This is a genomic window from Sporosarcina sp. P19 (assembly GCF_002743165.1).
Classification (GTDB): Bacteria; Bacillota; Bacilli; order Bacillales_A; family Planococcaceae; genus Sporosarcina; species Sporosarcina ureae.
In genome coordinates this window covers 1-20,338 of record NZ_PDYR01000024.1, presented here as the reverse complement: position 1 = coordinate 20,338, position 20,338 = coordinate 1, and the positions used below count along the sequence as shown (strand labels likewise).

At 42.4% G+C, this 20,338-nt stretch carries 19 protein-coding genes, 1 tRNA gene, 1 rRNA gene, 1 other RNA gene and 1 other annotated feature; of the genes, 17 read left to right on the top strand and 5 right to left on the bottom strand.

What is annotated here, in order from left to right; genetic code table 11:
- The first annotated feature begins 15 nt into the window (after nucleotides 1–15).
- From rrf to CSV74_RS16100, 4 genes are all read left to right on the top strand, one after another.
- Nucleotides 16–131 (top strand): 5S ribosomal RNA (gene rrf, locus CSV74_RS16115).
- Nucleotides 132–725: 594 nt separating this feature from the next.
- Entirely contained in the window at nucleotides 726–1,208 is a 483-nt protein-coding gene (locus CSV74_RS16110; RefSeq protein WP_099692420.1) for a glutathione peroxidase, read from the top strand.
- Nucleotides 1,209–1,313: 105 nt separating this feature from the next.
- On the top strand, nucleotides 1,314–2,780 hold the full coding sequence (gene guaB / locus CSV74_RS16105) for an IMP dehydrogenase (protein WP_029055194.1): 1,467 nt from the start codon (nucleotides 1,314–1,316) through the stop codon (nucleotides 2,778–2,780).
- 188 nt (nucleotides 2,781–2,968) lie between these two features.
- A complete protein-coding gene (locus tag CSV74_RS16100) occupies nucleotides 2,969–4,324 on the top strand; it encodes a D-alanyl-D-alanine carboxypeptidase family protein (RefSeq protein WP_099692419.1) in 1,356 nt (451 codons plus the stop codon).
- 19 nt (nucleotides 4,325–4,343) lie between these two features.
- Here the strand turns inward: CSV74_RS16100 and pdxR are convergent, their stop codons facing one another.
- Nucleotides 4,344–5,759: a MocR-like pyridoxine biosynthesis transcription factor PdxR gene (gene pdxR / locus CSV74_RS16095; protein ID WP_099692418.1), complete on the bottom strand. Its 1,416-nt coding sequence runs from the start codon at nucleotides 5,757–5,759 to the stop codon at nucleotides 4,344–4,346.
- A gap of 100 nt (nucleotides 5,760–5,859) precedes the next feature.
- Between pdxR and pdxS the strand changes: the two genes are divergently transcribed.
- The gene (gene pdxS / locus CSV74_RS16090) at nucleotides 5,860–6,705 is read left to right on the top strand and encodes a pyridoxal 5'-phosphate synthase lyase subunit PdxS (protein WP_099692417.1); all 846 of its coding nucleotides are present in this window, start codon (nucleotides 5,860–5,862) and stop codon (nucleotides 6,703–6,705) included.
- 356 nt (nucleotides 6,706–7,061) lie between these two features.
- Nucleotides 7,062–7,269 (top strand) — a binding site (T-box leader).
- Nucleotides 7,270–7,337: 68 nt separating this feature from the next.
- Nucleotides 7,338–8,621, top strand: coding sequence for a serine--tRNA ligase (gene serS, locus CSV74_RS16085; protein WP_099671807.1), 1,284 nt, complete (start codon nucleotides 7,338–7,340; stop codon nucleotides 8,619–8,621).
- Nucleotides 8,622–8,720: 99 nt separating this feature from the next.
- On the opposite strand, the gene tadA is transcribed toward serS, so the two are convergent.
- The gene (tadA, locus tag CSV74_RS16080) at nucleotides 8,721–9,212 is read right to left on the bottom strand and encodes a tRNA adenosine(34) deaminase TadA (protein ID WP_099692416.1); all 492 of its coding nucleotides are present in this window, start codon (nucleotides 9,210–9,212) and stop codon (nucleotides 8,721–8,723) included.
- A 173-nt stretch (nucleotides 9,213–9,385) separates the two neighbouring features.
- Between tadA and CSV74_RS16075 the strand changes: the two genes are divergently transcribed.
- Complete coding sequence (locus CSV74_RS16075) at nucleotides 9,386–10,033, top strand: deoxynucleoside kinase (RefSeq protein ID WP_099692415.1); 648 nt, start codon at nucleotides 9,386–9,388, stop codon at nucleotides 10,031–10,033.
- The gene (locus tag CSV74_RS16070) at nucleotides 10,020–10,676 is read left to right on the top strand and encodes a deoxynucleoside kinase (protein ID WP_099692414.1); all 657 of its coding nucleotides are present in this window, start codon (nucleotides 10,020–10,022) and stop codon (nucleotides 10,674–10,676) included. The genes CSV74_RS16075 and CSV74_RS16070 overlap by 14 nt, the downstream gene beginning before the upstream one ends.
- 15 nt (nucleotides 10,677–10,691) lie before the next feature.
- Here CSV74_RS16070 and CSV74_RS16065 read toward each other — a convergent pair whose 3' ends face one another.
- On the bottom strand, nucleotides 10,692–12,056 hold the full coding sequence (locus tag CSV74_RS16065) for an aspartate kinase (RefSeq protein WP_029055201.1): 1,365 nt from the start codon (nucleotides 12,054–12,056) through the stop codon (nucleotides 10,692–10,694).
- 154 nt (nucleotides 12,057–12,210) lie between these two features.
- Here CSV74_RS16065 and CSV74_RS16060 point away from each other — a divergent pair, with 154 nt between their 5' ends.
- The 3 genes from CSV74_RS16060 to thrB are packed head-to-tail and all read left to right on the top strand — an operon-like array spanning nucleotide 12,211 to nucleotide 15,464.
- Entirely contained in the window at nucleotides 12,211–13,503 is a 1,293-nt protein-coding gene (locus tag CSV74_RS16060) for a homoserine dehydrogenase (protein WP_029055202.1), read from the top strand.
- Between the two features lie 6 nt (nucleotides 13,504–13,509).
- Complete coding sequence (gene thrC, locus CSV74_RS16055) at nucleotides 13,510–14,568, top strand: threonine synthase (protein WP_099692413.1); 1,059 nt, start codon at nucleotides 13,510–13,512, stop codon at nucleotides 14,566–14,568.
- Nucleotides 14,568–15,464 (top strand): homoserine kinase, encoded by an 897-nt coding sequence (thrB, locus tag CSV74_RS16050; protein ID WP_099692412.1) that lies wholly within the window; start codon nucleotides 14,568–14,570, stop codon nucleotides 15,462–15,464. The genes thrC and thrB overlap by 1 nt, the downstream gene beginning before the upstream one ends.
- Nucleotides 15,465–15,588: 124 nt before the next feature.
- On the opposite strand, the gene CSV74_RS16045 is transcribed toward thrB, so the two are convergent.
- Together CSV74_RS16045 and CSV74_RS16040 are read right to left on the bottom strand one after the other, a co-directional pair.
- A tRNA-Ser gene (locus CSV74_RS16045) sits at nucleotides 15,589–15,681 on the bottom strand.
- Between the two features lie 41 nt (nucleotides 15,682–15,722).
- Entirely contained in the window at nucleotides 15,723–15,947 is a 225-nt protein-coding gene (locus CSV74_RS16040) for a hypothetical protein (RefSeq protein ID WP_099692411.1), read from the bottom strand.
- A 154-nt stretch (nucleotides 15,948–16,101) separates the two neighbouring features.
- On the opposite strand from CSV74_RS16040, the gene ffs reads away from it, so the two are divergent.
- The 6 genes from ffs (at nucleotide 16,102) to CSV74_RS16010 (ending at nucleotide 20,081) form a co-directional block, all read left to right on the top strand.
- Nucleotides 16,102–16,368, top strand: an RNA gene (gene ffs, locus CSV74_RS16035) — signal recognition particle sRNA large type.
- A gap of 124 nt (nucleotides 16,369–16,492) precedes the next feature.
- A complete protein-coding gene (locus CSV74_RS16030) occupies nucleotides 16,493–16,945 on the top strand; it encodes an S-ribosylhomocysteine lyase (RefSeq protein WP_198040355.1) in 453 nt (150 codons plus the stop codon).
- 81 nt (nucleotides 16,946–17,026) lie between these two features.
- A complete protein-coding gene (dnaX, locus tag CSV74_RS16025; protein ID WP_304442380.1) occupies nucleotides 17,027–18,778 on the top strand; it encodes a DNA polymerase III subunit gamma/tau in 1,752 nt (583 codons plus the stop codon).
- A gap of 21 nt (nucleotides 18,779–18,799) precedes the next feature.
- A complete protein-coding gene (locus CSV74_RS16020) occupies nucleotides 18,800–19,120 on the top strand; it encodes a YbaB/EbfC family nucleoid-associated protein (protein ID WP_029055208.1) in 321 nt (106 codons plus the stop codon).
- A gap of 11 nt (nucleotides 19,121–19,131) precedes the next feature.
- The gene (gene recR / locus CSV74_RS16015; protein ID WP_029055209.1) at nucleotides 19,132–19,728 is read left to right on the top strand and encodes a recombination mediator RecR; all 597 of its coding nucleotides are present in this window, start codon (nucleotides 19,132–19,134) and stop codon (nucleotides 19,726–19,728) included.
- 89 nt (nucleotides 19,729–19,817) lie between these two features.
- Complete coding sequence (locus CSV74_RS16010) at nucleotides 19,818–20,081, top strand: pro-sigmaK processing inhibitor BofA family protein (protein WP_029055210.1); 264 nt, start codon at nucleotides 19,818–19,820, stop codon at nucleotides 20,079–20,081.
- Nucleotides 20,082–20,338: the final 257 nt, after the last annotated feature.

Here is a 20,338-nt window from a genome sequence, read left to right as displayed (position 1 = left end):
GCTTTACTCAAAGAGTCTAGTAACGATGGCGAAGAGGTCACACCCGTTCCCATACCGAACACGGAAGTTAAGCTCTTCAGCGCCGATGGTAGTTGGGGGTTTCCCCCTGTGAGAGTAGGACGTTGCTAGGCACGAAGCCATTCCCTTTGGGGAGTGGCTTTTTTGTGTTTTATAGTGGAAAGAGATTGAATTGAGGATGATGTATTTGTACTTTACGCACTCATAGATCTGGGTTATTCGCTTTATTTAACATGATAAACGCTCTATTGTGCTGCTTAACTGCTCAATGTATTAGGGGTAGTGCTCTATTGTTCCACTTAACCGCTCAATGAGTCACGACGAGCGCTCAATCACACCGCGTATCCGCTCAAAGAGTTACGACAAGTGCTCAATCGCCTCGCATACCCCCTCAAAGAGTTACGGCAAACGCTCAATCACCTTGCGTAACCGCTCAAAGAGTCACGACACCCGCTCTATAACCCTGTTTAACCGCTCAATGAGTCACGGCACCCGCTCTATAACCCTGTTTAACCGCTCAATAAGTCACGTCCACCGCTCTACATACCTGCATATCCGCTCAATAGGTCACACCAACCGCTCTATCACCTACACAAACATGGCTACATCCACCTCCATAATGCTCTAAAATCTTCAAACCAAACAGGATACTAGGTATTCCTTGCGTAGTCAGGTAAAATATACTAAAAGAAAAGAGGCGATTCTGCATGACGACAGTTTACGATTTTACAGTTGAAACTACTAGTGGAGAAAAGAAATCTCTGAAGGAATTTGAAGGAAATCCAATGGTCATTGTCAATACTGCGAGTAAATGCGGTTTCACAAAACAATTTAAAGAACTACAGCAACTGTATGAAGAATATAAAGATCAAGGGCTGGTTATACTGGGCTTTCCATCGGATAACTTCAATAACCAAGAATTTGATGATATTGATGAGACGATGAACTTCTGCCAAATGAATTATGGCGTGACGTTCCCCATGTTTGCTAAAGTAGATGTAAAAGGGGATGAAGCCGAACCTCTATTTACGTATCTTACAGAACAGCAAAAGGGTGTATTGACGGAAGGTATCAAATGGAACTTCACGAAGTTCTTGATTGATTCTAACGGACAAGTAGTCGATCGTTTTGCACCACAGACGAATCCATTAAAGATGCAAAAGTCACTAGATAAAATATTTAGCAAATAATAGGAATAATGAGTTTATAAACTTCTGTCTTGACACGTCTCATTGACGCTGATAACCTTTTAATAATCTGAATAGACAATAGTAATTTTAGGAGGCAGAAAGTTAATGTGGGAATCAAAGTTTTCTCGTGAAGGTCTGACGTTCGATGATGTATTATTGGTACCGGCTGCGTCTGATGTATTGCCAAAGGCTGTATCGCTATCTGTGAATTTAACAGACAGCATCAAGTTGAATATACCTATCATCAGTGCGGGTATGGATACAGTAACGGAATCCAAGATGGCAATCTCGATGGCTCGTCAAGGCGGAATCGGTGTTATTCATAAAAACATGAGTATTGAAGAACAAGCTGAGGAAGTTGTTACGGTTAAACGTTCTGAGAATGGGGTTATTAAAAATCCATTTTTCCTTACACCGGAACATCAAGTTTTTGATGCAGAGCATTTAATGGGTAAATATCGTATCTCAGGTGTCCCGATCGTTAATAACATGGAAGAGAAGAAATTGGTTGGTATTTTGACGAACCGTGACCTGAGATTCATCCAGGACTATTCCATTATCATTGATGAAGTCATGACGAAAGAAAACTTGGTGACAGCTCCTGTAGGAACTACACTTGAAGATGCTGAGAAGATGCTACAGCAATATAAAATTGAGAAGCTTCCAATTGTAGATGATAAAGGTATTCTTAACGGTTTGATTACAATTAAAGATATTGAAAAGGTTATTGAGTTCCCTAACGCAGCAAAAGATAAGGCTGGGCGCTTACTTGTTGGTGCGGCTGTTGGAGTCACGGTAGACACTTCTACGCGCATTGAGAAGCTTGTACAGGCAGAAGTCGACTTAATAGTCATTGATACGGCACACGGACACTCTAAGGGTGTTATTGACACAGTGAGAGAGATCCGCGGAAACTATCCGGACCTTGCGATCGTTGCAGGTAACGTAGCAACGGCAGAAGCAGCTGAAGCATTGTATGAAGCAGGTGCTGACGTAGTGAAGGTCGGTATTGGCCCTGGTTCTATTTGTACTACACGTGTAGTTGCAGGCGTTGGCGTACCACAGATTACTGCTATCTATGAGTGTGCAACTGTTGCGCGTAAATATGGTAAGACAATTATTGCAGACGGTGGAATTAAGTATTCCGGAGATATTGTCAAAGCATTAGCAGCTGGTGGACATGCGGTTATGCTTGGAAGCTTGCTTGCAGGTACTACCGAGAGCCCAGGAGAATCTGAGATCTTCCAGGGACGTCGTTTTAAAGTATACCGTGGTATGGGTTCTGTTGCAGCAATGGAAAAAGGTTCAAAAGATCGTTACTTCCAAGAAGATGAAAAGAAACTTGTCCCTGAGGGCATTGAAGGTCGTATGCCGTATAAAGGTCCATTGTCTGATACAATTCATCAGCTTTTAGGAGGAATTCGTGCAGGTATGGGATACTGTGGTTCGAAGGATCTTGAAGCACATCGTGAAAATGCACAATTTATTCGTATGACAGGTGCTGGTTTACTAGAAAGCCATCCACACCAAGTACAAATTACAAAAGAAGCACCGAACTATTCGGTACGTTAATTTATTATGTAAGGGACAGGGGGGATTTCCTTCTGTCCTTTTTTGTTGTTATATGAGGAATAATAAAATGTAAAGAAAAATAAGATGATTTCCATAGGGGAATATATGTTTTTTTGCCATAAGCATACCTGACCTACTGGGAATATGGTACACTAATTTTTGATATTGTGACGACGGGGGTAAGATGAGTGGAAAAAGTAACACAGAGATGGTTGGCAGTTTTACTGGTGCCAATGATGTTGTTGATGACGTTAGGTGTGCAGGGATCTGTAGCAGCAGAGGAAAGTGAATCTTCGCTTGACCTCCGTGTAAACGGTGCTATTTTGATAGATGCAGACAGTGGAAAGGTATTATACGAAGAGAACTCGGATAAGCCGCTCGGCATTGCGAGTATGACCAAAATGATGACGGAATACTTGATGTTTGAAGCTCTTGAAGATGGAACGATTACATGGGATCAGGAATACAAAGTTACTGAGTATACGTATAAGGTTTCACAAGATCGTCGTTTAAGTAATGTACCGCTTCGTCGTGATGGATCTTATACGATCCGCGAACTTTATGAAGCAGTAGCGATTTATTCAGCCAATGCGGCAACCATTGCGATTGCCGAGTCGATTGCAGGATCTGAAGTGGACTTTGTCCATCTAATGAATGAAAAGGCTGAAGAACTTGGACTGACAGATTATAAATTCGTCAATTCTACGGGTTTGAACAACAGTGACTTACAAGGCATGCACCCAAGTGAGTTTGGTGAGAAAGATGAAAACGTTATGCCGGCACGCTCTGTTGCCAAACTAGCGTATCATTTATTGAAAGAATATCCGGAAGTACTAGATACAACAAAAATTGCGAAAAAGACATTCCGTGAAGGAACAGATGACGCCATCGATATGGTGAACTGGAACTTCATGTTGCCAGGCCTAGTATATGAATATGAAGGAATCGATGGCTTGAAAACAGGTACTACGGAATTTGCTGGACATTGTTTCACAGGGACTGCCGTACGTGATGGCCGACGTGTTATTGCTGTTGTAATGAATGCAGTGGATGATAAAGGCGTTGGATCTTATGAAGCACGTTTTGATGCTACTCGTATGTTATTCGATTACGGCTTTAAGGAGTTTAGTGAAACAGAGCTACTTAAAGCAGGACACCAGTTTAAGAAGCAGAAAACACTAGATGTTATGAAGGGCAAAGAGAAAAAAGTAGCCATTGCTACAAAGAAACCTATTAGTATGTTAGTTCGCAATGATGAAGATCAAGACTATACAACTGAACTCGTATTAGATGAGAAGCTAGTGAAAAATGGACAAATCCAAGCACCAATTAAAAAAGGTACGGTTGTTGGTCATGTTAAGCTAGTGAAAAAAGATGGATCAGATTATGGCTTTATTGATGGGAAAATAGTTGATACGGAAGTAGTCACGACTGAAGAAGTGAAGAAAGCTGGTTGGTTCTCGTTAACTATGGGAGCAATCGGTAATTTCTTCTCTAGTGCGTGGAATAGTTCTACTGGTTTCGTAAAAGGCTTATTTAATTAACTACAAAAAGACAGCGTACCTATTCAGGTACCGCTGTCTTTTTTATGTTCCACACATTAAGCAACCTCGATATTGCTAGTTTGATATCATTTTCAGTTAATCCTCCGAATCCAATTAGGAATGAAGGGGGGGATTGATCGGGCATTACCTTATAGGTGTCTAGACCACGAACTTTAATTCCTGATTGAAGAGCTTCATCGATTAGTTCCTTTTCCGTTCTATTTGTATGTACGTGAAGCAAGATATGCATTCCCGCTTCATCACCCGAGAATGAAATGCTAGGTTCATACGACTTCAATAAATTCGTTAATGTATGCATTTTTCGACGATAGATTTTACGCATCCGGTTCAGATGGCGCGAGAATTGTCCATCTGCCATGAAACGTGCCAAGATATGCTGATCGATCCGCGGTACGGAAGAAGAGTAGGGGATGAAAGCCTGACGGTACGTATCAAATAGTATTGGTGGCAACACCATGTAGGCGATCCGTATAGATGGCATAAGTGATTTGGTAAACGTACTTAAATAGATGACGTTTTCTCCTTTATCCATCCCTTGCAAGGAAGGTATAGGACGTCCACGGTAACGGAATTCACTGTCATAATCATCTTCAATTATGAAATTATCAGGATTCGATGCGGCCCAGTTCAAAAGAGCAGTTCTGCGAGCCGCAGACAGCACTGTACCGGTTGGAAACTGATGGGAAGGGGTGACGTAGGCTATTGAAGCATCAGACCGTTGTAGCGCCTTTACGTCAAGTCCTTCATGGTCAACTGCAATGGGGATCGTCTTTCTGTAATTTTCGGAAAAGACGTGCTTTGTCATTAGATAGCCTGGATCTTCAATCGCATAGCGAGCCCGTTTTCCTAGTATCCGAATAATCAAAGGCAAAAGCTGTTCTGTACCGGATCCAACAATAATTTGTTCAGGCGTACAGTCTACTCCCCGCGAATGGTATAGATAGCGGGCAATTTCCTGACGCAACTCAATATCACCATGCGGGTCTCCAAGTAATAATAAGTGCGCATGCGATGCATCCATAATATCTCGTGCATATTTTCTCCACATGATGAACGGGAAGTTTTCCGTATCAATGGAACTTGGTGAAAAGTCGTAATGGACAGGTTTGGTTATAGGAGTCTCAGATAGGGTCTCTAATTTCACAGGCTGTACATAGGCGAGTTCCTCTAATGCTTGTACGAAATAACCCTTTCGTGGTTCCGCCGCGATAAAACCTTCTGCTGTCAGTTGATCATAAGCCATTTCAATTGTTGTCTGGCTAACGCCTAGAAACTCTTTCAGTTGACGTTTGGAGGGAAGCTTCATGCCAACTGGAAACTTACGGTCGATCATGTCTTGTTTTATTTGATTATATATTTGCTGATAAAGCGGGATATTCGAATCTTTTTGAAGCTCGATAAAAATCATATCCATAGTGACCCCTCTAATCTGACCATGTTGTTTAATGTGAAACTGGCTATTTTCATATGGTCAAATTCAATTATACTGAAAATAACAAAAAGGGGGAAATGAAATGAATTTTAATTATGGCGGCGTCATTATGGATGTAATCAATGCAGAGCAAGCAAAGGTGGCGGAAGCAGCCGGGGCTATTGCGGTTATGGCACTGGAGCGAGTACCTTCTGATATTCGAGCAGCAGGCGGTGTTGCACGTATGGCAGACCCACGAATCGTAGAAGAAGTGCAAAAGGCGGTATCCATTCCTGTCATGGCGAAAGCACGCATCGGTCATATTTCAGAAGCACGTGTATTGGAAGCACTGGGTGTGGATTTCATCGATGAAAGTGAAGTACTAACACCTGCAGACGACGAGTTCCACCTACTGAAAAGCGATTTCAGCGTACCGTTTGTTTGTGGAGCAAGAAACCTCGGCGAAGCTGCGCGTCGTTTAGGTGAAGGGGCAAAAATGCTTCGTACAAAAGGCGAACCAGGAACAGGAAATATCGTAGAAGCCGTGCGTCACTTGCGAATGATTAATGCTCAAGTAAGTAAAGTAGTCCATATGAGCAAAGACGAATTAATGACAGAAGCCCGAAATCTGGGTGCTCCATATGAGATACTACTAGCTATTAAAGAAGCTGGTCGCTTACCGGTTGTGAACTATTCCGCTGGGGGTGTGGCAACGCCTACTGACGCAGCATTGATGATGGAACTTGGAGCGGACGGAGTATTTGTAGGTTCAGGTATTTTCAAATCAGAAAATCCGGAAGCATTTGCACGTGCGATTGTAGAAGCTACTGCTAACTACCAGGATTATGAGTTGATCGCTAAGTTGTCAAAAGGGATTGGCACACCGATGAAAGGTTTGGAAATTTCGCAGCTTGCAGAAAGCGAATTGATGGCAATTCGTAGTTCATAATTTGAGATTTTGTTAGGGGATTAAAGACCGAGAATGTTAAACATTTAATCTGCTCGGGCTACGTCCAACCGTGAGCCAGCTTGCGAGGTACACTAGTTGTCTCATGGTCACGGCGGCCCGATAGTTGTGTCTACGCTATAGAGTATGAACCAAGTTGAATCTTTTCAGAGTAGAAATTGGTTAGCATGGCATTAGTACCAAGAAATATTTCTCGGGAAAGTATCTTATGTTCGAATTTCTATAAACTAAAAAAAGAGAAGCCTTTCGCTCTTACATTTGCGATGTTTCTCATACAAAAACGTACCATGCCTCTTGTCAATAGTCAGAAATTGTAGTATGGTATATCTAATTTCACATACATTACGATGATAGGAAGCAGTAGCGACAATGTTTTTTTTAGAGAGCCAGCGGGTGGTGAAAGTTGGTAGAAACTGTTGTGAATCCGTCCTTGAGTAGCAAAGCCGAATCAGAAGGTTTTGCCGGTCAGTTGAGCCGATATCTCAAACAAGTGGGCTGGGCAATCAGTCAATTTGGGTGGCAACGCGGGTAGTTCTCGTCCCTATTTTAGGGGATGGAGGGCTTTTTTTATTGCTTTTTATTATCAGTAATGTAAATACAAGGAGGCGGATGGCGTGCTAGACAGTAAACTATTGCGTGCGAATTATGAAGAAGTAAAAGCAAAACTCAGTAAACGTGGAGAAGATTTAACCGACTTTGAAAAGTTTGGTGGGCTTGATGAGAAACGTCGCGAAATTTTATCAAAAGTAGAAGTGCTGAAAGCTGAGCGCAATGAAGTGTCACAGCAAGTAGCACAAATGAAGCGTAATAAAGAAGATGCGGATGAAGTCATCACAAAGATGAAAAAAGTCGGCGAGGAAATCAAAGCTTATGATCAAGAACTATCTAAGGTAGAAGAGGAACTGAATTATGTGCTTATGCATATCCCAAACATTCCGCATGATAGTGTGCCAGTAGGGGATAGTGAAGATGATAACGTAGAAGTCCGTACATGGGGAGAGATCCCAACGTTTGGCTTCGAACCTAAACCACACTGGGAAATTGGAACGGATCTTCAACTACTCGATTTCGAACGAGCAGCAAAAGTGACAGGTAGTCGTTTTGTGTTCTATCGCGGACTCGGTGCACGACTTGAACGTGCATTGATCAACTTCATGCTTGACCTTCATCAAGAAGAACACGGCTATGAGGAAATGCTACCACCGTATTTAGTAAACCGTACAAGTTTGACTGGAACGGGACAACTACCGAAGTTTGAAGAAGATGCGTTTTTAATTGAAGAAGAGGACTACTTCTTGATCCCGACATCTGAAGTTCCTGTAACCAATTTCTATCGCGATGAAATCTTAGAAGGGGCTAAGTTGCCGATTGCATTCACAGCGTATAGTACAAATTTCCGTTCTGAAGCAGGGTCTGCAGGTCGTGATACGCGTGGCTTAATTCGCCAGCACCAGTTCAATAAGGTGGAGTTGGTTCGCTTTGTGAAACCGGAAGATTCATACGATGAGTTGGAGAAACTGACTGGCCATGCGGAAAAAGTATTGCAGTTGTTGAAGTTGCCGTATCGGGCTCTCAAGATGTGTACAGCAGATTTAGGTTTCACGGCTGCCAAGAAGTACGATTTGGAAGTATGGATTCCTACACAAAATGTCTACCGAGAAATCTCTTCTTGTTCTAACTTCGAAGATTTCCAGGCACGTCGGGCACACATCCGTTTCCGTCGTGAGCCAGGTGCGAAGCCTGAGTATGTTCATACGTTGAATGGTAGTGGTTTGGCTGTTGGTCGTACAGTGGCAGCAATTTTGGAGAATTATCAGCAGGAAGATGGTTCTGTTGTGATTCCAGATGTGCTACGACCGTATATGGGTGGAAAAGAAAAGATTGAAGCGCCTAAGTAAGTGGAAATGCGTTAACAATCTGTGTTTAACATAAACGACAGGTATGTCTCTTGAAATAGAAATACTAATTAGTGAAAAGAAGCCCTACGCTTACGAGTTTTACTCTAGGCGTTGGGCTTCCTTTTTTGCGGCTTTTCTTTTTTCTCTCAGTGTTCGAAAGAAGGTAGTAAGGAGTTGTCCGCATTCTTCACCGAGGACACCCTCGGTTACGATGCATTCATGATTGAATCGGGAATCGTTAAGTAGTTGGTAAAAGGTATGGACGCAACCTCCTTTTGGGTCACGCGCGCCGTAGACGACTCGTGGAATGCGGGATTGTAGTATGGCTCCTGCACACATAGGGCATGGTTCGAGTGTAACGTATAGTGTAGTGTCTTCTAAACGCCAACTCCCAACCTTCTCACAAGCTATTTGGATGGCAGAGAGCTCGGCGTGTGTGACCGCATTTTGAGTGGTTTCACGCAGATTATGAGCCGCAGCAATTACTTCTTCTTTATGTACAATGACTGCGCCAATTGGCACTTCAGCCAGAGCGGCAGCTTTTTCTGCCTCTTCTATTGCCAGTCTCATGTAGTATTCATCATCTTTCATCGATTCATCACTCCTTATCAACAGTCTATCATGCAGAACATCAAAATCAATTAGCGAAATGTTTCACGTGAAACAGACGAGAGTAAAACAATAAACAACTCAATATAAGTCGCATTCTATATGGTCGAATATGATAAAATGGAAACGTAACAAATTGAAAGGGTGAGTGGTACATGTTTGTCCCGTTTATTGCGGTAGAAGGTCCGATTGGTGTAGGGAAGACTACGCTCACGGCAGCAATTGCTGAGACCTTTTCATATAATCAATTAAGGGAAATTAGCGGAGAAAATCCTTTTCTCGATCAGTTTTATCAAGACAAAGAAAAGTGGAGTTTCCAGACTGAAATGTTTTTCCTATGTAATCGATATGAACAATTAAAGCAAATCAATAAAGAATATATATCACAAGGGTTACCCGTGGTGGCAGATTATCATGTATTCAAAAACATGCTATTTGCACAACGTACTTTGGAATCGAAAGACTTTGTGAAGTATAAAGAAATCTATCAGATTTTGACGAGAGATCTTCCTATGCCAAATATCATTATTTCATTGTCAGCATCTATTCCTACATTGCTCAATCGAATCAATGAGCGTGGTCGATCGTATGAAGCGGATATGGATTCTGACTATTTGTTGCAACTTTCGGAAGATTATCGTACCTATTTATCGGAGTTTGAAGCGATACATCCCGACATTCCAGTTATCCATGTAAACGGGGATGAAGTGGACTATGTGCGTAATCAAGAAGACATGAATGCGATACTAAGAAAAATTTTCGAAGCGGTTCAGAAAGGTTTGAAACTAAATGAAGTCACCTAATATACCCCGAAATAGTGTCTTTGCAGTAGCCGGAATGGTAGGAGTAGGGAAGTCTACAATGGCACACGCGATTGCCGAGAGACTTGGTTTTCAAGAGTCCTTGGAAAACGTAGCAGAAAATCCATACTTAGAGAGATTTTATGATGACTTTGAACGTTGGAGTTTTCATTTACAAATCTTCTTTTTAGCAGAACGTTTTAAAGAACAAAAGCATATCTTCGAAAACGGTGGCGGTTTTGTACAAGATCGTTCCATCTATGAAGATGTAGGGATCTTTGCCAAAATGCACGCTGATGAAGGAACTATGGAAGCGGTCGACTTTGAAACCTATATGAATCTATATGAAGCAATGGTATTGACGCCATATTTCCCACATCCGAATGTTCTCATATACTTGGAAGGGCCATTACCTGTCATTCTCGATCGTATTGAAATGCGTGGCAGGAATATGGAGCTGCAAACACCAAGAAGTTATTGGGAAGAGATGTACCGTCGCTATGAACAGTGGATTGAATCTTTTACCGCATGCCCAGTCATTCGGCTAAACATCGAAGAATATGATTTGTTAGGAAATGAAGCGGATATTGAGTTGGTTATTGAGAAAATTGCTGAGAAAATGAAAAAAACGACACCCCGTGTATAAGGAGTGTCGCTTGTATTAATGAGCAGGGACTTCTGTAAAGAATTCCTGATATAGCTCTCGAAGGACAATGTTTTCATCTTTTTCTTGAATCCCGAATACTAAACTGACTTCTGAAGATCCTTGGTTGATCATTTCGATATTTGCACCTGTTCGTGCGATAGCAGACGCAGCGCGTGCTGCCAATCCTCTTGCGTGGCGCATGCCTTCACCTACAAGTACTACCATGGAATAATCGCGTTGGAAATGTACGTCGTCGGGACATAATTCCTGTTCAATGCGCTTCACGATACGTGCTTCTTTTTCCGGTGTTAAATGTTCATCGCGAATAATGACAGACAAGTTATCAATACCTGACGGTGTATGTTCAAATGGAATTTCTTCTTCTTCTAGAATTTGTAGTAAGTGACGTCCAAAACCAATTTCCAAGTTCATTAAGTATTTAGCAACAAAGAGTGTAGAGAATCCTTTATCGGCAGCAATTCCGACAACGGATTGAAGATTATGGTCACGGTCTCGTACAATCATCGTGCCTGGCGCACTGGGATTGTTTGTGTTCTTGATACAAACCGGAATCTTGTGACGAAATGCGGGTACTAAAGCTTCCTCGTGAAATACAGAAAATCCTGCATATGCAAGTTCACGCATTTCCCGGTATGTCATCGCATCGATTGCACGTGGATTTTCAATAACTGTGGGGTTCGCTGAGAAAACCGAATCCACATCAGTAAAGTTTTCATAAAGTTCTGCATTTGTTGCTGCTGCTAGTAGAGCACCTGTAATATCGGAACCACCACGGTTAAACGTACGCAATGTTCCGTCTTCTGTGTAGCCGAAGAAGCCTGGGAATACGATGATGCCTTCTTTATCACGTAGTTTACAGAGCTTTTCATTGCCTTCTGGAAGTGCACGTACACGTTCTGGACGATGGTTAACAAGTAACCCACCTTCACGTGGATTTACGTATTCTGCTTCGATGCCGATATGTCGGAAGTAAGCCGCAATCATTTTTGCGTTATTGTCTTCCCCAGCAGCTTTCAAGCTGTCTACATATAGAATTTCATCTGACTGATCTTTATTCAGACGCCTAATGACATCTTGTTCAATTACTTGTGCAATATCTGCATCTAGGCCGAGTCCTTCTGCAATTTCCTTGTAGCGGTCCACAACCATTTGCAGTGCATTTGTTGTGTCTTCACCGGCAAGTGATATATTTGCCAAATCAATGAGCAAATCAGTTACTTTAATGTCGGAGGAAGTACGTTTGCCTGGTGCAGAAACTACGACGATCTTTCTTGATGGGTCGGATGCGACAATATCGACCACTTTACGGATTTGTTCCGCGGATGCGACGGATGTTCCGCCAAATTTACAAACTTTCATTGAATACCAAATCCTATCCATTTTGAGATTATCTATCTATTTTTAGAAGATTCGTGAAAACAGGTTGTTATTAAAGGCAGAATTCTCTATAATTGTCCTTATACGAAGAACGATTGTTTTTTCATAGTGTACATATAGTTAGGAGAATCGTCAAATGAAAAATGAGAAAAATGAAATTAATATCGGTTTGCTAGGTTATGGAGTAGTGGGAAGCGGTGTGGCAACAATCTTGCATAATCACCAAGATGACCTGCGACACAAGCTCGGCGTTCCTGTGTCTATTAAGAAAGTCCTTGTTAAAAACTTGGATAAAAAACGTAATGGCGTGATACCTAAAGAAATGTTCACTACATCACTCGAAGAAGTGTTAAACGATCCTGAAATTGATTTGATTATTGAGGTGACAGGAGGTTCGTCTGAAGCAATTCGACGTGCACTTGAAGCGGGTAAGGGTGTTGTCACTGCGAACAAGGATGTCATGGCGGAGTCGGGACCTGAATTATTAAAATTAGCAGATGAAAATAAGTGCGACCTATTATATGAAGCGAGTGTAGGTGGTGGTATTCCACTAATCCGTACATTGGAAGATGGATTAGCGTCGGACCGAATTACTGCCTTGACTGGAATCGTCAACGGAACGACAAACTTCATTTTAACAAAGATGAAGCATGAAAATAAGACTTATGAAGATGCATTAGCGGAAGCGACAGAATTAGGCTTTGCGGAAGCTGATCCTTCAGCGGACGTAGATGGTATTGATGCAGCGCGTAAGATGGTTATTCTCGCGTCTTTATCTTTTTCCACAGAAGTGCATCTGGACGATGTATTTGTCCGTGGTATGAAAGAGATTGCAGACGGAGATCTTCAGCTTGCGGAGCAATTCGGTTACACAATTAAGATGACGGGTTCTGCTAAAAAAGATGAAGAAGGAATTGAAGTGGCTGTTGAGCCAGTATTTGTTCCTAACTCTCATCCTCTTGCTACAGTTAATAATGAATTCAACGCAGTGTATGTGTATAGTGATTCAGTAGGCGAGACAATGTTCTACGGTCCCGGAGCCGGCTCATTACCTACAGCGACTTCCGTAACAGGTGACGTAGTGGCCGCTTGTCGCAATATTTTGCTAGGCGTAAACGGTAAGAGAATGCACGCACCACAATTTGAGCGCAAAGTAAAATCAGATGATCAGAAGCATGCCCGCTATATCCACCGTATTACCGTACGTGATGAAGTGGGTGTGTTGACGGAATTGACATCTATTTATAGCCACCACAAAGCAAGTCTAGCGACAGTTGTCCAAGATTCCGATTTACATGAGGAAGGCGCAGATTTGATCTTTATTACACATAAAATTTCTCGTCAACAGCATTTAGATATTTTAGCAGACTTAAAAGATACACCTGCGGTCATTGACATTTCTAGTCATTACCGTGTGGAAGGAGAATAAGAAATTATGAGAAGATGGAATGGATTAATAGAAGAATATAAAGAATGGTTGCCGGTGACAGAGAATACTCCTGCATTAACACTGCAAGAAGGAAATACACCGTTAATCCATCTCGAGAACTTATCAAAGCAGTGGGGAATTAATCTGTATGTAAAAACAGAAGGCACAAATCCAACTGGTTCATTTAAAGACCGCGGAATGGTAATGGCAGTTGCAAAGGCCAAAGAAGAAGGGAAAACAGCGTTGATCTGTGCTTCAACGGGTAACACATCTGCTGCAGCTGCTGCATATGGCGCGCGTGCAGGTATGCGTACAATTGTTGTTATTCCTGAAGGCCGTATTGCACTGGGCAAGCTGGCACAGGCAAAAATGTACGGAGCGGAAATTGTAGCTATAGAAGGAAACTTTGACGAAGCGCTTCGTATGGTACGTGAACTAGGAGATGGGAAAATTGCGTTGGTAAACTCCGTGAATCCTTATCGTCTTGAGGGACAGAAGACGGTGGCATTTGAAGCAATTGAACAACTCGGTAAAGTACCAGATATCTTCGCTTTGCCTGTTGGAAACGCAGGTAATATATCTGCAGCATGGAAAGGTTTCAAAGAATACGCAGAGAAAAAAGGCACGGGTACACCCAAATTACTAGGAGTTCAAGCAGATGGTGCAGCACCCATCGTCTATGACCGTGTGTTCGAAGAGCCTGAAACAGTGGCAACAGCAATTCGTATTGGTAACCCTGCAAGCTGGCACTTAGCGACTCAAGCACTCGAAGAATCAGGTGGAGACATCTTGTCCGCTACTGATGAAGAAATCCTTGAAGCATATCAATTACTAGCTGCAACAGACGGGATTTTTGCAGAGCCTGCGTCTTGTGCAACCATTGCAGGCATTAAGAAACGACTTGATGCTGGATTAATTGAAAAAGGAACGACAATAGTTGGAATCCTAACAGGTAATGGATTAAAGGATCCTGAAACAGCAATCAATGTCAATGCACATAAACCCATGATGACAAATGAACAGTTCAATAACTTCTTAAAAGAATTGAAAGAGGGGAATAACTAATGACGGAAGCCGGTTTTTCAGTGACCGTGCCAGCCACAACGGCTAATCTCGGACCCGGCTTCGATCATTTAGGTCTTGCCCTTTCACTTAACATGAGGATAGAAGTCGCATCGGCTGACGCGTGGTATGTTTTGTATCAAGATAAAGAGTATGCTGCACTGCCAACGGATGAAACAAATCTAATTGTACAGACCATCCAGCATGTAGCGTCACGGTATGATCAAGTCATTGCCTCACAAAAGTTAGTAGTACATTCAGATATTCCTTTAGGAAAAGGCCTAGGCAGTAGTGCAACGGCAATTGCAGCGGGTATTGAAATCGCAAGTGAACTGGCAGGTTTGCAATTGTCTCCAAAAGACAAGTTGCGGATCGGCAGCGAATTAGAAGGACATGCCGATAACGTCACCGCTGCATTGATTGGGGGAATGACAGTGTCGTACTTCACTGATGATGAGATGGAAGTACTGACATTCCCAGCACCCCCGATCGGTGTTGTCATCCTAGTGCCACCAGTAGCTTTAAAGACAGAAGCATCACGGGGATTGCTACCTGAGCAACTGACACATAAAGTAGCAGTACGCGGAAGTGCAGCGGGCAGTGTGATGACCGCTGCTATTGCGCAATCGGATTGGGTGACGGCGGGACGTATGATGGAACGGGATCTATATCATGAACCCTATCGTAAAGTTGGATTCCCTAACTTTGATGAAATACGTTTGGCTTGCAAGGAAGCAGGTGCGTACGGCATGACAATCAGCGGAGCGGGACCTTCCCTTTTTGTAGCTGTACCACCAGGAACAGAGCAACAAGTGGCCGCTTCATTAGAACAAAGCTTTCCACATTACCAAGCACTTGCACTGCAACCGGCAGAGACAGGTGCATACATCACAAAATAAAAACAGCGTCAGGACTGATTCAGTCACTGGCGCTGTTTTATTCGTTATGGATGAATATCTAGTAAGGTTTTTATTTTTAGGCAATAAAAAAACGTTACATCGAGTAACGTGTGCAGTCAAAATATGGCGGAGGAAGAGGGATTCGAACCCCCGCGGGCTTTAACACCCCTGTCGGTTTTCAAGACCGATCCCTTCAGCCGGGCTTGGGTATTCCTCCGTATCAGACAAATAATATCTTACCATGTCATTTTTAAGACGTCAACCATTATTTTTTCTTTTTTCTTTACGACGGTAAATGAAGCGCCAATAATAGAAACTCATCAAGGCAACGGTCTGTATTAGAGCGGCATACATAAAGTTGAAATCTGAACTTGAGAAGCTAATTATCAATAAGCCGAGCAAGATAGCAGGCAAAACAATGGCTGCATAGACGCGTACTTCGGGATTACGGAAACTCAACTCATAACGTTTAGTTGGATCCACGTTATTCACCTCATGCTTTTCAATTAGTATACTATCCTATATGGATGAATGAAAAGTTTTTTTGCTTTTTATGCAATAGAGTGTTGAAACACATTCTAATAAATCCAAGGTTTACCGTTGCAATCATAATTAACTATGGGTATAATAAGAAATGCCGTGCTAGGTGGGGAATTAGCGGTGCCCTGTAACTTGCAATCCGCTCTAGCAAGACTGAACTCCTTTTCCGAGGCTGTCCGCATGTAGGGTCTGCCTTTTGCACGTAGTGTTGACGTCTGGGTCCTGCGCAATGGGAACCCATGAATCATGTCAGGTCCGGAAGGAAGCAGCATTAAGTGGACTCTCTCATGTGCCGCGGGGTAGCCTAGGCCGAGCCAACGACAAGAGTAACGCTTATGTGCGGCAGTCGAAGAAAGGTGCACGGCATTATTTCAATAATTCACTCGTCCATTTTACTATGGACGAGTTTTTTATGTCCCTTAAATAGTGTATACTTCAAAATAGTACGCATAACTGAAAGGGAGCAATTTACATTGTCTGAGAAAAAAATGAACGTTGAAAGTTTCAATTTGGATCATACGAAAGTGAAAGCACCTTATATTCGATTAGCGGGAACTACAGAAGGAAAGAACGGCGACAAGATTTTGAAATATGATATTCGTTTCTGTCAACCGAATACAGACCACATGGAAATGCCAGCGCTTCACTCATTAGAACATATGATGGCAGAATTCAGCCGTGACCATTCGGATCAAATCGTCGATATCAGTCCAATGGGTTGTCAGACAGGTTATTATTTAGCTGTAATCAATCATGATGACTATAATGACATTCTCTCTATAGTAGAGAAAACATTAAACGACGTACTGGTAGCAACAGAAGTACCGGCGTGTAATGAAGTACAGTGTGGCTGGGCGGCAAGCCATAGCCTTGAAGGTGCAAAAGAAATTGCACGCACAATGCTTGATAAGAAAGATGAGTGGACGGAAGTATTTGCGTAATTTAACCAAGCGATACACGGTCAAAAAATTGTATTTCATGTTATAATAGAAGTATTACGCAATCGGAGAAAAAGGGGGGAAATGCAGTTGATTTATCAAGCACTATACCGCGCTTATAGACCGCAAGCTTTTGGTGAAATGTCAGGTCAGCAGGCGATCAAGCAAACTCTGCAAAATACCCTTCTCCATCAGAAGACGACGCACGCTTATCTATTCTCAGGACCTCGTGGAACGGGAAAGACGAGTGCGGCGAAGATTTTTGCAAAAGCACTAAATTGTGAAAATGGCCCAGCGGCGGAACCATGCAATAAATGCGAGACATGTAAAAGCATCACAGAGGGATCTAACACAGATGTCACTGAATTTGATGCGGCATCCAATTCACGCGTAGAAGAAATTCGCGACATTATTGAACGTGTGCATGTGGCACCTTCTAATGCACGGTTTAAAGTCTATATTATTGATGAAGTGCATATGCTGTCCAATTCAGCTTTTAACGCATTACTGAAGACACTGGAAGAACCTCCTGCCCATGTCGTATTTATTCTGGCGACTACGGAACCTCATAAGTTGCCGCTCACTATCATTTCTAGATGTCAGCGATTTGATTTCAAACCGATTACGGCACCTGAAATCATTGAGCGAATGGAAAAGGTTATTGGGGACATTGGTGTTACTGCGGAGACTGGAGCATTGCGCGCAATCGCACAAGCTGCGACAGGCGGTATGCGGGATGCGCTTAGTATGCTTGATCAAGCCGTATCGTTCAGCGGAGACGAGTTGACTACAAGTGACGCGCTACTCGTGACTGGAGCAATTGGTGAAGAAATCTTTTATCAGCTAGCACAATCAATTCAAGCGAAAGATGCGGGATCTGCATTGTCCTTATTGCACGAACTGATTACTGAAGGTAAAGATGTCGGCAGACTCGCTGAAGACATGATTACTTTCTTCCGTGATATGTTATTGCTTGGCACGGCGCCCGAATTGACAGATCTTCTGGAATTGATTTCAGACGGTGATAAATTTCAAGAGCTTGCCCAAGAGTTTCATTCGGATGAATTGTACCGGTATATCGATATCCTTTCAAAAACACAACAAGAAATGCGTTTTTCTAATCACGGGAAGGTCTATATTGAATCCGCTTTATTAAAAATGATTCATTCCGGGGAGCAACGACAAGTATCCACTTCTGCAGTTGATCCTGAAATGGCTCAGAAGCTTGCGGTGCTAGAACAGACTGTTAGACAACTACAGCAACAACTAGCAACAGGGGCTGTGCAACAAGCCGCTGAGCCACAAGCGCCGGCGAAAAGGGCCGCTTCAACTGCTTCCAGATCTGCCAAAGTACCAACGGGTAAAATTGTAGAGGTATTAAAAGCGGCAACGAAGTCCGATATTCAAGTGATTCGAGAGCAATGGGCGGGCATGATGCAAAGTATGCAACGCTCACATGCAGCTTTATTAGAAGAGACGGAGCCTGTAGCGGCATCAGAGAAGGCTTTTGTGCTAAAATTCAAATATGAAATTCATTGCTTGATGGCTTCTGAAAATGCTACATTACAAGCAGGCTTATCGGATGCGTTACTGCGACTGACAGGCAAAGGTTATGAAGTAGTCTACGTAGCAGAGGAAAGCTGGTTGGAAGTTCGTGCTGATTTCATTCGAAAAAGTGGATTGGCCAGTCAGAAGAGTAAGGAAAACCCTCAACAATTTGAAGAGGAACAACCAACTTCAGCGTTTATGGAAGAAGCATCGATTGAAGATGCTGATCCACTCGTAACTGAAGCTGAGAAAATGTTTGGAAAAGATTTTATTACAATAGAAGAGTAATTTACTAAGGAGGAATTATTTATGCGTGGAGCAGGGAATATGCAAGGTATGATGAAGCAAATGCAGAAGATGCAAAAGAAGATGGCAGAGGCACAGGAAAACTTAGGAAACGAGAGAATGGAAGGTACAGCTGGTGGTGGTATGGTAAAGGTAATTGTATCTGGCCATAAAGAAGTACTTGAAGTTATTATTGATCCGGAGGCGGTAGATCCGGAAGACGTAGAAATTCTACAAGACTTGATTGTGATCGCTACAAATGATGCGATTGCAAAAGCAGAAGAAATCACGAACTCCACAATGGGCCAATTTACAAAAGGAATGAACTTGCCCGGGATGTTCTAGGAGGTTGTATAATGCATTATCCTGAACCTATATCTAAATTAATGGATAGTTTTATGAAATTGCCAGGCATCGGCCCCAAAACTGCGGGTCGTCTGGCGTTTTTTGTATTAAGTATGAAAGAAGACACTGTGCTAGATTTTGCCAAAGCATTAGTCGATGCGAAACGTAATCTCCAGTTCTGTTCAGTTTGTGGTCATATTACAGATATCGATCCATGTTATATTTGTCAGGATCAATCTCGTGACCGAACGACAATTTGTGTCGTGCAGGATCCGAAAGACGTGATTGCCATGGAGAAGATGCGTGACTATCGTGGTTTGTACCATGTATTACAAGGTGCTATATCTCCGATGGACGGTATCGGTCCGGAAGATATCAATGTTCCCTCATTGTTAACAAGACTTCAGGAAGACGAAGTGGAGGAATTGATTCTTGCGACGAACCCTACTATAGAAGGAGAAGCAACAGCCATGTATATATCAAGGCTTGTCAGGCCATCCGGAATCACGACTACACGTATCGCCCACGGCTTACCTGTAGGTGGAGATTTAGAATATGCGGATGAAGTTACATTGTCCAGAGCATTGGAAGGTCGTCGAGAACTATAGAAAAGAATTGAAAGATAGACAACGAGTGGACTAATCCTCTACGGAGACGCATATAGATAAGTATCTATGAGATAGAAAGGGCGTTTTCTGTGAGAATTTTAGTCATAGCTATACTAGGAGTCGTATCATTACTGCTGTTAAGTATGAGCCGAACCACTCTTGAAAAAAACATGGAGCGCTTATCGGTTTTTTGGTTTAGATTAGCTTTTGCGTTCTTTATTCTCTTCTTAATGAACATAGCCGGTGGATTTATTGGCATCTACGTACCTGTTAACATTGCATCTGGCATGATCTTAGCGATACTAGGAATCCCTGGATTCGCGGCACTATGCGGTTTCGCCATTCTTTTTTAAAAGAATGGTGAAAAAGCTTGCATTCTCATAAATGGGGTGTTATATTTATAAGCGTCGCATCAAGCAGTTGCGAAAACATCAAACTTAACAAGAATTAACAAGAAAAACTTTTTAAGTAAAAGTGTTGACAACAAAACGATGAGATGTTAATATAAGAAAGTTGCCTCTTACGAGAGACCAACGAAATGAACCTTGAAAACTGAACAGCAAAACGTTAACGAAATACAGTTTATGCATCTAACGATGACATAAACAAA